At 72.2% G+C, this 14,821-nt stretch carries 14 protein-coding genes and 1 tRNA gene; 8 read left to right on the forward strand and 7 right to left on the reverse strand.

Annotated features, from left to right (window positions below; genetic code table 11):
- Positions 1 to 20 precede the first annotated feature (20 nt).
- From AF335_RS12445 to AF335_RS12460, 4 genes are read left to right on the forward strand one after another with little or no spacing between them, the layout of a single operon-like run.
- The gene (locus tag AF335_RS12445; RefSeq protein WP_102918383.1) at positions 21 to 1,925 is read left to right on the forward strand and encodes a 2-oxoacid:acceptor oxidoreductase subunit alpha; all 1,905 of its coding nucleotides are present in this window, start codon (positions 21 to 23) and stop codon (positions 1,923 to 1,925) included.
- Positions 1,915 to 2,997 carry a 2-oxoacid:ferredoxin oxidoreductase subunit beta gene (locus AF335_RS12450; protein WP_102918384.1) on the forward strand — a complete coding sequence of 361 codons (1,083 nt, stop codon included), beginning with the start codon at positions 1,915 to 1,917 and terminating at the stop codon, positions 2,995 to 2,997. Before AF335_RS12445 ends, AF335_RS12450 begins: the two co-directional genes overlap by 11 nt.
- On the forward strand, positions 2,984 to 3,574 hold the full coding sequence (locus AF335_RS12455; RefSeq protein WP_102918385.1) for a dTDP-4-dehydrorhamnose 3,5-epimerase family protein: 591 nt from the start codon (positions 2,984 to 2,986) through the stop codon (positions 3,572 to 3,574). The genes AF335_RS12450 and AF335_RS12455 overlap by 14 nt, the downstream gene beginning before the upstream one ends.
- Positions 3,571 to 4,500 carry an NAD-dependent epimerase/dehydratase family protein gene (locus tag AF335_RS12460; RefSeq protein WP_102918386.1) on the forward strand — a complete coding sequence of 310 codons (930 nt, stop codon included), beginning with the start codon at positions 3,571 to 3,573 and terminating at the stop codon, positions 4,498 to 4,500. Before AF335_RS12455 ends, AF335_RS12460 begins: the two co-directional genes overlap by 4 nt.
- A 65-nt stretch (positions 4,501 to 4,565) precedes the next feature.
- Here AF335_RS12460 and AF335_RS12465 read toward each other — a convergent pair whose 3' ends face one another.
- On the reverse strand, positions 4,566 to 5,027 hold the full coding sequence (locus AF335_RS12465) for a carboxymuconolactone decarboxylase family protein (protein WP_102918387.1): 462 nt from the start codon (positions 5,025 to 5,027) through the stop codon (positions 4,566 to 4,568).
- 76 nt (positions 5,028 to 5,103) lie between these two features.
- Here AF335_RS12465 and AF335_RS12470 point away from each other — a divergent pair, with 76 nt between their 5' ends.
- From AF335_RS12470 to AF335_RS12480, 3 genes are all read left to right on the forward strand, one after another.
- Positions 5,104 to 5,997 (forward strand): sigma-70 family RNA polymerase sigma factor, encoded by an 894-nt coding sequence (locus tag AF335_RS12470; protein WP_102918388.1) that lies wholly within the window; start codon positions 5,104 to 5,106, stop codon positions 5,995 to 5,997.
- A 174-nt stretch (positions 5,998 to 6,171) separates the two neighbouring features.
- Positions 6,172 to 6,510 carry a DoxX family protein gene (locus AF335_RS12475; protein WP_102918389.1) on the forward strand — a complete coding sequence of 113 codons (339 nt, stop codon included), beginning with the start codon at positions 6,172 to 6,174 and terminating at the stop codon, positions 6,508 to 6,510.
- Positions 6,511 to 6,607: 97 nt separating this feature from the next.
- Entirely contained in the window at positions 6,608 to 7,417 is an 810-nt protein-coding gene (locus tag AF335_RS12480; RefSeq protein ID WP_102918390.1) for a class I SAM-dependent methyltransferase, read from the forward strand.
- 40 nt (positions 7,418 to 7,457) lie between these two features.
- Here the strand turns inward: AF335_RS12480 and cyaB are convergent, their stop codons facing one another.
- Complete coding sequence (gene cyaB / locus AF335_RS12485; RefSeq protein WP_102918391.1) at positions 7,458 to 8,012, reverse strand: class IV adenylate cyclase; 555 nt, start codon at positions 8,010 to 8,012, stop codon at positions 7,458 to 7,460.
- An 18-nt stretch (positions 8,013 to 8,030) separates the two neighbouring features.
- Positions 8,031 to 8,906, reverse strand: coding sequence for a helix-turn-helix domain-containing protein (locus tag AF335_RS12490; protein WP_228772914.1), 876 nt, complete (start codon positions 8,904 to 8,906; stop codon positions 8,031 to 8,033).
- A gap of 193 nt (positions 8,907 to 9,099) precedes the next feature.
- Here AF335_RS12490 and AF335_RS12495 point away from each other — a divergent pair, with 193 nt between their 5' ends.
- Positions 9,100 to 9,336, forward strand: a complete 237-nt coding sequence (locus AF335_RS12495; RefSeq protein ID WP_221505353.1) for a DUF6415 family natural product biosynthesis protein — start codon at positions 9,100 to 9,102, stop codon at positions 9,334 to 9,336.
- A gap of 36 nt (positions 9,337 to 9,372) precedes the next feature.
- Here AF335_RS12495 and AF335_RS12500 read toward each other — a convergent pair whose 3' ends face one another.
- From AF335_RS12500 to AF335_RS12515, 4 genes are all read right to left on the reverse strand, one after another.
- Positions 9,373 to 10,335, reverse strand: a complete 963-nt coding sequence (locus AF335_RS12500) for a hypothetical protein (RefSeq protein WP_102918393.1) — start codon at positions 10,333 to 10,335, stop codon at positions 9,373 to 9,375.
- 340 nt (positions 10,336 to 10,675) lie between these two features.
- Positions 10,676 to 10,765 (reverse strand) — tRNA-Ser (locus AF335_RS12505).
- Between the two features lie 115 nt (positions 10,766 to 10,880).
- Positions 10,881 to 12,878 (reverse strand): SpoIIE family protein phosphatase, encoded by a 1,998-nt coding sequence (locus AF335_RS12510; protein ID WP_170127675.1) that lies wholly within the window; start codon positions 12,876 to 12,878, stop codon positions 10,881 to 10,883.
- Positions 12,879 to 13,068: 190 nt separating this feature from the next.
- On the reverse strand, positions 13,069 to 14,727 hold the full coding sequence (locus AF335_RS12515; protein ID WP_244927005.1) for a S1C family serine protease: 1,659 nt from the start codon (positions 14,725 to 14,727) through the stop codon (positions 13,069 to 13,071).
- Between the last annotated feature and the right edge of the window lie 94 nt (positions 14,728 to 14,821).

A 14,821-nucleotide genomic window follows, 5' to 3' on the forward strand; every position in this document is an offset into this window, starting at 1 on the left:
GATCTTGGAGATGTTTCCCTATGACTGTTGAAGAAGACGGCCCCGCCGCCGCGCCCGGCGGCACGGCCAAGGAGGTCCGCCGGCTGGACCGCGTCGTCATCCGGTTCGCGGGGGACTCGGGTGACGGCATGCAGCTCACGGGTGACCGTTTCACCTCGGAGACCGCGTCGTTCGGCAACGACCTGTCGACCCTGCCGAACTTCCCCGCCGAGATCCGCGCCCCCGCCGGCACCCTCCCCGGCGTCTCGTCCTTCCAGCTCCACTTCGCCGACCACGACATCCTCACCCCCGGCGACGCCCCCGACGTCCTCGTCGCCATGAACCCCGCCGCACTCAAAGCGAACATCGCGGACGTACCCCGCGGCGCCGAGATCATCGTCAACACCGACGAGTTCACCAAGCGGGCGATGGCGAAGGTCGGCTACGACGCGTCGCCCCTGGAGGACGGCTCGCTGGAGGCGTACCGCGTCCACCCCGTGCCGCTGACGACGCTCACCGTCGAGGCGCTCAAGGACTTCGACCTCTCGCGCAAGGACGCGGGCCGCTCGAAGAACATGTTCGCGCTGGGCCTGCTGTCGTGGATGTACCACCGGCCGACGGAGAGCACCGAGGCGTTCCTGCGGAAGAAGTTCGCGAAGAAGCCGGAGATCGCGGAGGCGAACGTCGTCGCGTTCCGGGCGGGCTGGAACTTCGGCGAGACGACGGAGGACTTCGCGATCTCGTACGAGGTCGCGCCCGCGACGTCGGCTTTCCCGTCCGGCAGATACCGCAACATCTCCGGGAACCTTGCCCTGTCGTACGGCCTGGTCGCGGCGGCGGAGCGGGCGGACCTGCCGCTGTACCTGGGCTCGTACCCGATCACTCCGGCCTCGGACATCCTGCACGAGCTGTCGAAGCACAAGAACTTCGGCGTGCGCACCTTCCAGGCCGAGGACGAGATCGCCGGCATCGGCGCGGCACTCGGAGCGGCCTTCGGCGGCTCGCTGGCGGTGACCACGACGTCGGGTCCCGGGGTGGCGCTCAAGAGCGAGACGATCGGTCTGGCGGTATCGCTGGAGCTCCCGCTGCTGATCGTCGACATCCAGCGCGGCGGCCCCTCCACCGGCCTGCCGACCAAGACCGAACAGGCCGACCTCCTCCAGGCCATGTACGGACGCAACGGCGAGGCGCCGGTGCCGGTGGTGGCGCCGAGGACCCCGGCGGACTGCTTCGACGCGGCGATCGAGGCCGCGCGGATCGCGATCGCGTACCGGACGCCGGTCTTCCTGCTGTCCGACGGCTATCTCGCCAACGGCTCCGAGCCCTGGCGGGTCCCCGAGGTCCACGAGCTGCCCGACCTGCGCGTGCAGTTCGCGACCGGCCCCAACCACGAGCTCGCCGACGGCACCGAGGTCTTCTGGCCGTACAAGCGCGACCCGCAGACCCTGGCCCGCCCCTGGGCCGTCCCCGGCACCCCCGGCCTCGAACACCGCATCGGCGGCATCGAGAAGCAGGACGGCACGGGCAACATCAGCTACGACCCGGCCAACCACGACTTCATGGTCCGCACCCGCCAGGCCAAGATCGACGGCATCGAGGTCCCCGACCTGGACGTCGACGACCCGCACGGTGACGCCCATGTGCTGGTGCTGGGGTGGGGCTCGACGTACGGCCCGGTCACGGCGGCGGTACGCCGACTGCGAGCAGGCGGGTCGAGCGTCGCGCAGGCCCATCTGCGGCATCTCAACCCCTTCCCGAAGAACCTGGGAGAGGTGCTGAAGCGGTACGACAAGGTGATCGTCCCGGAGATGAACCTCGGCCAGCTGGCCCTGCTCCTGCGTGCCCGGTATCTGATCGACGCGCACTCGTACACCCAGGTCAACGGCATGCCCTTCAAGGCCGAGCAGCTGGCCACCACGATCCGGGAGGTTCTCGATGCCCAGTGAAGCCCTGCCCCTGGTACCGCGCGGCACGCTCCCGCTGACGGCGAAGGACTTCAAGTCGGACCAGGAGGTGCGCTGGTGTCCCGGCTGCGGTGACTACGCCATCCTCGCCGCCGTCCAAGGCTTCATGCCCGAACTCGGCCTCGCCAAAGAGAACATCGTCTTCATCTCCGGCATCGGCTGCTCCTCCCGCTTCCCCTACTACATGAACACCTACGGGATGCACTCCATCCACGGACGCGCACCCGCCATCGCCACCGGACTCGCCTCCTCCCGCCAAGACCTCTCCGTCTGGGTCGTCACCGGCGACGGCGACGCCCTCTCCATCGGCGGCAACCACCTCATCCACGCCCTCCGCCGCAACGTCAACCTCAAAATCCTCCTCTTCAACAACCGCATCTACGGCCTCACCAAAGGCCAGTACTCCCCCACCTCCGAAGTCGGCAAGATCACCAAATCCACACCCATGGGCTCCCTCGACGCACCCTTCAACCCCGTCTCCCTGGCCATCGGCGCCGAAGCCTCCTTCGTCGCACGCACCGTCGACTCCGACCGCAAACACCTCACCGAGGTCCTGCGCCAGGCCGCCGAACACCCCGGCACCGCCCTCGTCGAGATCTACCAGAACTGCAACATCTTCAACGACGGCGCCTTCGAAGCCCTCAAAGACAAAGACCAGGCACAAGAAGCCGTCATCCGCCTCGAACACGGACACCCCATCCGCTTCGGTGCCGACGGGGAGAAGGGCGTCATCCGGAATCCGCTGACCGGCGACCTGGAGGTCGTCGCCGTCACCGAGGAGAACCAGGACCGGATCCTGGTCCACGACGCCCACACCCCGTCCCCCACCACCGCCTTCGCCCTCTCCCGCCTCGCCGACCCCGACACCCTCCACCACACCCCCATCGGCGTCTTCCGCAGCACCGAACGCCCCGTCTACGACACCCTCATGTCCGACCAACTCGAAACAGCAGTCGAACAAAAGGGCAAGGGCGACCTCACCACACTCCTCACCGGCAACGACACCTGGACGGTGGAGGAGCAGGAGAGGCGGGTGCGCGGTGCGGATCACTGAGCTGGAGATCCCGGGGGCATTCGTCGTCGCGCCCGATCGGATCAGGGACGAGCGGGGCTCTTTCCACGAGGCGCTGCGGACGGAGGAGTTCGCCCGCGAGACCGGCCGGTCGTTCACTCCGGCGCAGATCAACTACTCGGTCTCGCGGCGCAACACCCTGCGCGGCGTCCACAGCGTCACCACGCCGCCCGGCCAGGCGAAGTTCGTGACCTGTGTGCGGGGCGCGCTGCGGGACTTCGTGGTCGACCTGCGCGTGGGTTCCCCGACGTTCGGGCTCAGTGTGAGCAATCTGCTGGACACGGAGACGAACCTGTCCGTGTACGTGCCCGAGGGCGTGGGCCACGGCTTCCTGTCCCTGACGGACGACGCGTGCATCTCGTACGTCCTCTCCACCGCCCATGTGCCCGGGACGCAGATCGACATCGATCCGCTGGACCCGGACCTCGCGATCCCGTGGGGGTTCACGGAACCGCCGCTGATGTCGGAGAAGGACGCGGGGGCGCCGTCGCTGGCGGCCACGGCGGCCGCCGGGCTGCTGACGCCCTGGTCGGAGCACGAGAAGGCGGGGCGGGCATGAGAAGGGTCCTGGTACTCGGCGGTACGGGCTTCCTGGGCGCCCATCTGGTCGGCGCGTTCGCCGCGACGGGCGCCGAGGTCCTCTCGGCCTCGCGCGGCGGCCCGCTGAGCGTCGACCTCACCGCCGCGAGCCCGGACGAGCTGGCGGCCGTGCTGCGCGACGCCCGCCCGGACGTGGTGGTGAACGCGGCCGGCCGCGCGTGGCAGGCGACCGAGCGGGAGATGCGCGAGGCCAACGCCGTGGCCGTGGGGAAGCTGGTCGGGGCGCTGGCCCGGCTGCCGTCCCGGCCCCGCCTGATCCAGTTGGGCAGTGTGCACGAGTACGGCCCGGGGACGGTGGGCGCGGGCACCTCCGAGCACGAGGTGCCGGCGCCGGTGACGGCGTACGGGCGGTCCAAGCTCGACGGTTCGCTGGCCGTGCTGGAGGGCGTGCGGTCGGGCGGGCTGAACGCCGTCGTGCTCCGGCTCGCCAACGTCTGCGGCCCGGGGGCCCCGCGCGGCAGTCTGCTGGGGGCGGTCACGGCCCAGCTGGCGGGTCACTCGGGCGTGGGGCCGGTGGAACTGCGGCTGGCGCCGCTGCGGGCGCGGCGGGACTTCGTCGACGTACGGGACGTGGCGGCGGCCGTCGTGGCGGCGGCGGACCTGCCGTATCCGGACGGGGCGAAGCCGGTGGTCAACGTGGGGCGCGGGGTGGCGGTCCCGATGCGGGACCTCGTCGAGCGGCTGATCGCGCTCAGCGGGGTGCCCGTACGGATCGAGGAGATCCCCGACGCGGGGGCGGCGCGCAACGACGTGGAGTGGCAGCAACTGGACATCTCACGGGCGCGGTTGCTGCTGGGGTGGCGGCCCCGGTACGGGCTGGACGAGTCGCTGCGGGACCTGCTGGCGTCGGGGACGACGGCGGCGGTGACGGCGGCGATGGCGTGACGCCGGGGACGTGACGCGGGGCGGGGCGGGGGCGCGGGTGGCCTCCGCCCGGCCGCGTACGCCGCTCAGCCCCAGGTGTGGCCCGCGGGCTCCTCGATGGTGGTGTTGATGCGGTTGAAGAAGTTGGTCAGGGCGACCATCAGGATGATCGAGGAGAGCTGCCCCTCGTCGAAGTGGTCGGCGGCCTCGTCCCAGACGTCGTCCGGGACGGCCTTGCCGGTGTGGTCGGCGAGGCGGGTGGCGGACTCGGTGAGGGCGAGGGCCGCGCGCTCGGCGTCGGTGAAGAAGGGGGCCTCGCGCCAGGCGGCGACCATGTGCAGCCGCTCGTCGGTCTCGCCGGCCTTCTTGGCGCTGGCGACGCCGCCGAACACGCACACGGCGCAGCCGTTGATCTGGCTGGCGCGCAGGTGCACCAGCTCCAGGATCTGCTGGGGGGCGCCGCCCTGGTGAATGGCCTTGAAGAGGGTCTGCACGCCCTTCGTCACGTCGGGCAGGACCGCGGCGGGGTTCTTCATACGAGCGTTCATGTCGTCCTTCTTCCGTATTCGCGACCGGTTATCGTCCGTCACTGCACTGACGGACGAAGTCGCGAGGATGTGACACGTGAGCGAGAAAGATTTTCTGGCGCGGAGGTTCGAGGAGCACCGGCCCCATCTGAGGGCGGTGGCCTACCGGATGCTCGGCTCGCTCAGCGAGGCCGAGGACGCGGTGCAGGAGGCATGGTTCAAGCTGAGCCGCTCCGACGTCTCCGGGGTGGAGAACCTGGGCGGCTGGCTGACCACGGTGGTCGGCCGGGTGTGCCTGGACATGCTGCGGTCGCGGGCGACGCGGCGCGAGGAGCCGCTGGAGGACGGGGAGGGGCGGGTCCGGCTGCCCGACCCGGTGATCAGCGGGCCGGGCGGGCTGGAGCCGGAGCAGGAGATCCTGCTGGCCGACTCGGTCGGGCTCGCCCTGATGATCGTCCTCCAGACGCTGGGCCCGGCCGAGCGCCTCGCCTTCGTGCTGCACGACATGTTCGCCGTGCCGTTCGACGAGATCGCGCCGGTCCTCGGCCGCACCCCGGCGTCGACCAGGCAGCTCGCCAGCCGTGCCCGGCGCCGCGTCCAGGACGCGTCACCCGCGACGGACACGGACCCGGCCGAGCGGCGTACGGTCGTCGACGCGTTCCTGACGGCGGCGCGCGGCGGGGACCTGGAGGCGCTCGTGGCCGTGCTCGACCCGGAGATCGTGGCCCGGTCCGACGGCGGCACGCTGCTGCCGAGCGCGCTCCGGCGGGGCGCGGCCGAGATCGCCGCCCAGGCGATCACCTTCGCCCGGATCGCCGAAGCCGCGCGCCCGGTGCTGGTCAACGGCACACCCGGGGTGGTCGCGATCGCGGACGGCCGGGTGATGTCGGTGATGTCGTTCACCGTCCGGGACGGCAAGGTCACCGCGCTCGACATCCTCGTCGACCCGGAGCGCCTGGCGCGGATCGATGTGGAGGCGCTGGGTCTCTGAGGCGGGCGAGCGGCCTGTGGTGGCCGGTCCGGGAAAGATGTTCCCCGAGGGCGGTCACATCCGCGTGGTCCGGCGGGTCAGAGCGATGAAGGACGCAAGAAACCGCCGCCGGAGCGAGCCCCGCACCGGCACCCGCCGGCCGCCCGGCCACAGGCCCGCTGAGGAGCATTCCCGATGTCCACCACCACCCTCGTCGTCACCCTGCTGGCCGCCGCGATGTCGGGCTTCTCGGCGGCCTCGGTCTTCCTCCGCGCCAAGTGGGTGGTGGAGCCCATGAACGCCTACGGTGTGCCGCGCTCGTGGTGGACCCCGCTGGGCCTCGCCAAGGCGGCGGGTGCGGCGGGCCTGGTGGCGGGCGTCTTCCTGCCGGTCGTGGGCACCCTGGCGGGCGTCGGCCTGGTCCTGTACTTCGCCGGGGCGGTCGTCACGGTCGTCCGCGCCCGCTCGTACTCCCACGTCCCGTTCCCGCTGGTCTACGCGGCCCCGGTGGTCGCCGCGCTGGCCCTGGCCTGACCGGCCGGGTTCCGTTCCGGACGGCCGGGACGGCCCGTACCGGCCACGGTGCGGCGACCGGCTGAGACGGATCACCGCGGCGCCCTACAGTGGCCGGATGGCGACCGAGGAGCGCGATCGGGAGCGGCGGCACGTCTTCGGTGACGACGCCGAGCAGTACGACGCGGGCCGCCCGGGCTATCCGGAACGGATGGTCGAGGAGGCCCTGGCGTTCGCCGCCCTGCCGGCGGGCGTCCCGGCGGTGGAGGTCGGCGCGGGCACCGGAAAGGCGACGCTCGCCTTCGCCGCCCGCGGCACGCCGGTGACCTGCGTGGAGCCGGACGCGCGGATGGCACGGGTGCTGCGGCGCAACTGCGCGGGAATGCCCCATGTCACCGTGGAGGAGGCCGACTTCGAGTCCTGGCGTCCGGACCGGGCCTACGGGCTGCTGTACTGCGCGCAGGCGTGGCACTGGGTCGATCCGGCGGTCCGCTGGGCACGCGCGAAGGCGGCCCTCCGGCCGGGCGGGGCGGTGGCGCTCTTCTGGAACCACTGGCGCCTGGCGGACCCGGGTCTGACCACCCGCCTGACGGCCGCCCACGCCCAACACGGCGTACCCGTACCGGCGTACACGATCCTCGACCCGAACCCCCGCCCGGCCCACCGCGGCCCGGAGGCCCGCCAATGGCGGGAGATGGAGTCGGACGGCGGCTTCACGGACCTGGACCACCGCCTGTACGAGTCCGAGCACCCCCACTCACCGACCGCGTTGACCGACCTCCTGTCGACGTACTCGGGCTACCGGGCCGTCCCGGCCCCGGCCCGCGGGGCCCTCCTTGAAACCTTGACCCGAACCGCGGAACAGCACGGGACCCCGATAGAGGTGAGGGTGACCACGAGCTTGTTCCTGGGCCGCAGCAGGGGCTGAACGGGCCATACACCTCGCCCTCGGGTGCGACGGCAGGGTTTCAGGCGCGCCGCGCACGTACGGCATCGGTATAGAGCTCCGCGGTCAGGTCATCGTCTTCGACGCCCAGTTCGCCGAGGACAGACCGGATGTCGCGCAGGGCACCACGAAGGTCGTCCTCTCCCACCTGGGTCTCCAGCTCGATGAAGGAGCCGTCGATCTCGGGCACCGTGACGACCGTCGCCAGCATCGGCCGGCCGAGGGCTTGGAACTCGTAGTTGTGGCACTGCTTCTCGAAGGCGATCACGGGCACGTAGCCGAGGCCGCGCAGCATGGCGTGCACCGCTTCGGGATCCTCGACACGGGTCTCGTGCTCCGGTTTCGAACCGGATGCCTCGTCGACCCGCGCCCCCTTGTAGGTCAGGATCGTCTTGTCGGCCCGCGCACCACGGACGGTGCGTACCCTCAGCTCCCGGTCCCCCTTCTCCAGGGTGCCGGCCGGTTCGTCGTAGTAGGTGTCCCGGTACACCTCGGCCCGCCCGGCGGCGCGGGCGTCCAGGCGTCGCGTGACCTCGGCCACGTCGTGCACTCGTGCCTTCAGTTCAGCCTCGATCATCGGCCACGTCCCCTCCGGTCAGACGGTCCGCTCCCCGTCCTCGACGAGCGCCTCGAACATGCGTCGGCACCCCCGGTACAAGGGCCCGTGCGGTGTCTCCACCACCTTGTACACCGCCGACTCGTGGCCTTCCCATCCCGCGTCGAAGGCGGAGACGAACATGGTGGTGTCGAGTCGGATGATGCGCCAGGTCGGAAGCATCCGGTACCGATACACCTGCACGTCGCATACCCCGGCGAGCTCCCGCAGACGCGCTTCGGCCAGGCGTACGCCGTCCGCCAAGGACGCGGGTGACTCTCCGATCTCGGCAGCCCGTCGAACGAGGGCAGGCGCGGCCGGATCGAGCAGGAGCAGCCGAAGTCGCCGCGGCGCACCGGCACCACCGGCCACGGCGTCGCGCAGAAGAGAGCCGTTCAATGCCAGCAGCCCGAAGCCGCGCACCGCCAGTACGTCGACCTCGGTGGCTGTGTCCGCCTGGCGCTGGATCTCCTCGGCGGCGGACGCTTGCGACGCGTAGACCCGTACGACTTCGGGGAACGCCGCGAGCTCGAAGGTCTTCCCTGTCGCCCCTGCCTCGCGCTTGGACGCCAGCCCGAGGAGGTGCCGGGCGTCGTCGGGAAGACAGAGGCCATCCGCGATGCGCTCGAAGACGTCGAGCAGGGCCACCTCGCGCCGACCGTTGATGATCTCGTTGACCCGAGCCTGATAGAGCCCTGTCGCGGTGGCGATCCGGGCTTGGCTCACCCCGCCGAACTGCTGCACGTGCCGGAACACCGCACCCATGTCGCGGGCGCGCAACGCCTCTCGAATCCCGGCACGCTGCCATGTCCAGTCAGGCAACTCGATGGGGAACTGTCCGGTCGGCATCCGCGCCCCGCCCGCCAGGGAAGTCATCTCACGCTGAGATTACCGCCCGGATGTCGCGCCGAGACCGGGCACGGCTCGACCGTGTACACATGGACAGCAGCCCTGCCAGCACCGGATGTATGGACTTCGACAAGGTGCGGAACTCGATCGATCAAGCCTTGACCTTGCGTTCGAGTCCGCTGCGGAGCGAGGAACTTGAGGGGGTGGGCGCTGCGCTGCGCTGCGCCGGCACAGGGATGCTCTTCTCCCTGGAGCCCGAGGGCACGTGGACGACATGTGGCGTGGCAGCCTGGAGTGGTACCGAAGCCGTTCGACGCTCGATCGCGTCGAGTCGTCCGGTGACCACCCCCTGGGCTCGGCCGTGCTCGGCGACCTCACCCATGTGATGCAGCTCGCCCGGGACTGCCGATGGCTTCTCGAACTCCATTCCACAGCGGAGCGCGCAGCCGCTCCGTAACCGTCGCCCCAGACCCGGGGCACCCCATCCGATCTTCTAAGCCGGAGCCGGCACGGCTCCCGCCCCGCGGAGCGCGGCTCGTACGGCAGACGCGCCGCGGCGAGCGGCTGCCACGGCGCCGCAGGTGTCATCAGCGGGTGGAGCGAACGCGTTCGGCCGTACGGGCGGTGGCACGAAGCGCCGTTCGGTGGCGCGTTGTTCCGCGAAGGTGCGGGCGTCCGGCATCTTCCGCAGCAAGCGGTTGCGGATGATCCCGGCGGCGAAGTGGACGTGATCCGGCAGCCCGCCGGTCAGCGCTTCCCGGACCTCCGCCAGAGACGCGCCCCGCTGGAACCACTCCCCGGCGAGCGGCGCGAGCCGGGCGATGTCCTTACCGGACAGGCGTAGCTGCCGATCGGTGCGGGAGACGGCGGTCAGGACGTGGGTGCCCTGCGTGACGAAGGGCGCGGGTACGAACGCCGAGCGGCCGGGCGGGGCGGCTTGAGGCTTCGGCGGGGGTACGGACTCCGGCGTCGGCTCCGGCTCTGGCCCCCGATCCGGCTCAGGCTCGGATTCAGGCTCGGCCCGGGCGGGTTGGGGAGGTTGGGGAGTGTTCTTCCCCGAGTCTTTGTCTTGGTAACGGCCGACGGACCGGCTCCCCGGCCGACCGACGGCCGGAATCCGGGTACCCGGCCGCCCCGCCCGCACGGCGGCCGCTTCCTCGGCGGTCAGCGGCACGCCGGAGACGAGCTGCTCTGTGGTCCACCGCCCAGCCCGCCCCTGCTCGCGCCACTCGTGGTAGTACCCGGCGGCGGCCAGCTCCCGCTTCGCACGGATGAACCCGGTGGTCTTGATCCCGGCCCGCTGAGCGACCTGCCACAACGGCAGGTCGACACCCGGCGGCAGCGACAACTGCCAGATGAGCAGCCGTACGGCGTCCGAAGACAGCTTCGGGCTACGAATGATCTCGTTGGCAACCTGCGTGAAGGAGCGCGCAGGCGCGATAGCATGCCGGAGCATTCCGGTACCTATTCCTTAGGGGCTACCGGGTGTAGACCCCTGGCCCGGTGTTCTCAGCACCGACCGGGGGTCGCCTCGCATACGGCACGAGGCAACCCGTCTGCCGCCACCGTAAAACACAATTTCCGCCCGGACGCGGCCGGTTGCCCCACATCCCTCGTATGGGTACGCCGAGCCGCATGCCCCGGAGACAGGCAAAGGGGCCTGACGAACCCGGCCGCAGGTTGGCCGCACGCGTTGGTCAGCGGTGGGACACCAGCGGCGCAGGGTGAGACCGAGGCAACGGAAAAGGGGTGCCCGGAAGCCCCCGGCACCCCTCTGACCAGCGCATTCGCCGACCTGGCGGAGAGTGTGGGATTTGAACCCACGGTGACATCGCTGCCACGACGGTTTTCAAGACCGTTCCCTTAGGCCGCTCGGGCAACTCTCCCCGCGTCGGAGAGACCCTCACCGACGCGGAGACAGCCTACCGGCTGTGCGAGGGCGGTGCGGAGCCGCGTTCAGGGGGTGGACCCGGGGTGCGGTGGGGCGAGGGGCACGGGACGTCAGAGGCGGCCCAGGCGGGAGACCAGGAGGGCCGCGTCGTCGGGGGAGTCGGCCGGGCGGACGGACATGAGGGCGTCGCAGATCTCGTCCAGGGGGGCGCGGGGGTCGCGGACGGCCTTGCCGAGGATCGCGATGCCCTGTTCCAGGTCGAGGACGCCCTTGCGGTCCTCGACCATGCCGTCCGTGTAGAGGACCAGCAGGCTGCCGGGCTCCACGGGGATCTCCACGTCCGCGTACATGTGGTGGAGGCCCATGCCCATCGGCGGGCCCGGTTCGCAGGGGAGCGGGCCGGCCGTGCCGTCGGGGCGGACCAGGAGGGGCGGCGGGTGGCCGGCCAGGGCGATGCGGCAGCGGCCGGTCCCCGCGTCGTAGACCGCGCAGACGCAGGTCGCGGCGAGCTCGTCCTCGTTGCCGGCCAGGATCCCGTCGAGCCGGGTGAGCAGCTGGCCCGGCCGCAGGCCGACAGCGAGCAGGGCGTGGACGGAGGCGCGGTAGCGGCCCATCGCGGCGGCGGCGCCCACGCCGTGGCCCATCACGTCGCCGACGCCGAGCCCGACCCGGCCGGCGGGCAGGGCCACCGCGTCGTACCAGTCGCCGCCCGCGAGGGTGCCGTCCTCGGCCGGGCGGTAGCGGTACGCCGCGCGGAACCAGCTCTCCGAGGGCAGCCGGGTGGGGAGCAAGTGGCGCTGGAGGGCGAGGGTGGCGAGACGTTCGCGGCGGTAGAGGAGGGCGTTGTCGATCGCCGTGGCGGCGCGGGCCGCCAGCTCGACGGCGAGCACCCGGCCGTCCCCCGCGTAGCCCGCGGCGCCGTGCCGAAGGAAGGTGACGGCGCCGAGCACCCGGCCCACGGCCGTCAGCGGCACCGCGATCCCGTGCCGGACGACCCCGTCCGCCAGCTCCGTCTCGAAGGTCACGGGCCGGGCGGAGCCGACGCACTCGGCGACCGCCGCGGCCGCCGGGCGGGCCGCCGGAAGGTCGTCCTCGGGGCGCGGCCGCCGGGCGTCCGGCGGCAGGACCAGGGGGTGGACGAGCGGGATCGCCGTGCAGGGGCTGTCCGGCGTCGCGTACCAGCCGCGGATCTCGCAGGCGCCGACGTCCGGCTCGGCCGCCGCCTTCAGCAGATCGACCTCGACGGCGTCGGCGAACTCCGGGACGCAGCCCTCCGCCAGCTGCCCCGCGACCGCCCGCGGGTCGAGCCCTTGGCCGAGGCGGGCGCCGACCCTGCCGAGCAGGACGAGCCGGCGCCGGTCCCGGGCCGCCTCCAGGAGCTCCCGCCCGGCGTCGGCCCGTTCGTGGACGAGGCCGCCGACGCCGACCACCGTGCCGTCCGCGTCGCGCAGCGGGAACATGCTGCCGGTGGCGACCCTGGGGGCACCGTCCGGGCGGACCCCCGCGACCTGGAGGTTGTCGACGCTCTCGCCGTCCTCGACGACGCGGCGCAGCACCTTCTCGTACGCCTCGGGGTACGGCAGCTCCAGCACCTCGAGCACGGAGCGGCCCAGGTGCTCCTCGGCGGTCAGGCCGTTCAGCCGGGCGAGGACGTCGTTGACGTACCGGAAGCGCAGATCGGTGTCGAGAACCGCGAGGCCCACGGGAGAGGAGTGCAACAGGCGGTCCAGAGTGGGGATGTCGCCCTGCCGTTGCTCCTGGGGCAGGGCTACGGCCAGCACTCCCGCCCCGTCCGCCAGCGGCACCTCCAGGGGGTACCAGACGACGCTGCGGCAGGTGCCGTCACGGCGGCGCACCCAGTCGCCGCGCGCCTCGCCCGCGGACCGCAGCAACGCCTTCACCAGGTCACCGCCTTGGGCGCCGCCCCGGTCGGCGAGGAGTGCGGCGTCCCGGCCGACGATCTCCCGTTCGGCGTAACCGGTCAGCTCGCGCGCGCCGGTGCTCCACTGCCGGATGCGGCCGTCGGCGTCGATCAGCGCCGTGGCGGGCGGGGAGACGGGGCCGCCGGCCGCCGGCGTACGCCGCGGCGTGGAAGGAGAGAGCACCACCTTGCGCACCGCCCTCACCGGCCCGGACCGCCCCGCGGACACCGGCCGGAACACGCCTCCGCCCGGCCCCTTTTCGTCTCACGGATGATAGGGGTCCGGGCGGTGGGCCGGGGCGCGTTCGGCGGGTTCCCGGCGGGTCGTACGCCGGGCCGCCGCGCCGGGGTGAGGCCGGCGGGCCCCCGGGTCGGCGCTACGAGCGGCTGTCGCCCTTGCGTTCGCCCAGGACGACCTCGGTCGTGGCCTGCTTGCCGTCCCGGGTGTAGGTGAGGGTGACCTTGTCGCCCGGACGGTGCGTCCAGATCTCGCTGATCAGCGTGGGGCCGCTGTCGACGGCCGTGTCGTCCAGCTTGGTGATCACGTCACCGGGCTTCAGGCCGGCCTTGTCGGCGGGGCCGCCGGGCGTGACCGCCGGGGCGTTGTTCTCGCCCGCGGGGGAGATCTTGGCGCCACCGCCGGAATCCCGCATGTTCACCGAGGCGGAGATGACGGGGTAGGTCGGCACCCGGTCCTTGATCAGCTGGTCGGCGACGTTCTTCGCCTGGTTGATCGGGATCGCGAAGCCGAGGCCGATGCTGCCGGCCTGCTGCTGGCCGCCGCCGAAGCCGCCGCCGTTGTTGGCGGACTGGATGGCGGAGTTGATGCCGATGACCGCGCCCTGGGCGTTGAGCAGCGGGCCGCCGGAGTTGCCGGGGTTGATCGAGGCGTCCGTCTGCAGGGCGCTCATGTACGAGGCGTTGCCGTTGCCGCCGCCGTCGCTGGAGGCGACCGGGCGCTTCTTGGCGCTGACGATGCCCGTGGTGACCGTGCCGGAGAGGCCGAAGGGCGCGCCGATGGCGATCGTCGCGTCGCCCACGGCACTCTTGTCGGAGTCGCCGAGCGGGATGGGGTTGAGGGTGGCGCCGGAGGCGTCCTTGAGCTTCAGGACGGCGACGTCGTAACCCTGGGCGCGGCCGACGACCTCCGCGGCGTACTGCTTGCCGTTGGAGAACGTCGCCGTGAGCTTGCCGCCGCCCTGCGCGGCGGAGGCGACGACGTGGTTGTTGGTGAGGATGTGGCCCTGCTTGTCGTAGACGAAGCCGGTGCCCGTGCCGCCCTCGCCGCCGCCGCTCTGCGCCTCGATGGTGACGACGCTCGGCAGCGCCTTGTTCGCGATGTCCGCGACGGAGCCCGGGGTACGGCTCTCGACCTTGGGGTCGCCGGAGGAGGAGACGGTCGTGGAGGAGCCGCTGTCGCTGCGGTTCGCCGCCCAGAAGCCGATGCCGCCGCCGACGCCGCCCGCGACGAGGGCCGCCACCAGGACGGCCGCGACGAGCCCGCCCGTCCGCTTGCGCGGCGGGACCGGGGCGGCTCCCCAGACGCCGTCGTGGGCGCCGGGACCGCCGGGCGCGCCGCCGTACGCCTGTGGCTGCATCTGGACCTGCGGCCCGCCGCCGGGCTGCCCGTACCAGGGGCCGGGGGCGCCCTGCGCACCCTGCGCGCCGAGGGGCTGACCGGCCGCGCCCACCGCACCGGCCTGCGCGTAGGCCGGCTGCTGCGGGGCCGTGGGGGCCTCGGCGGGCGACAGGGCCTGGGCACCGGGGGCGCCGGCCTCGTCCGCGCCGACCGCGGGCAGCTGCGCCGTACGGTCCGCGGGCGGCTCCGCGACCGCTCCGCCGGGCTCCCCGGCCCGCTCCGCGGACACCTTCTCCATGGACGCCTTCTCCGTGGACACGGCAGGCGCCGCGGGCGGCGCGCTGGGTACGGGAGGGACGGACGGAACGGGGCGCTCCGGCTCGGGGGACGGCGTCGTGGACTCCGCACCCGGACCGGGCGCGGACGGAACGGCGGCGCCCTCGTTCTCGGTGCTCACAGTTCTCTCCTCAATCACGTGCACCACCGGGTGCACATCGGTTCTCGTTCGCGACGTCGGCCACGTCCCGACGGATGTCATGCCCACGCGGAAG

The organism is Streptomyces eurocidicus, assembly GCF_002891295.1.
GTDB classification, from domain to species: domain Bacteria; phylum Actinomycetota; class Actinomycetes; order Streptomycetales; family Streptomycetaceae; genus Streptomyces; species Streptomyces eurocidicus.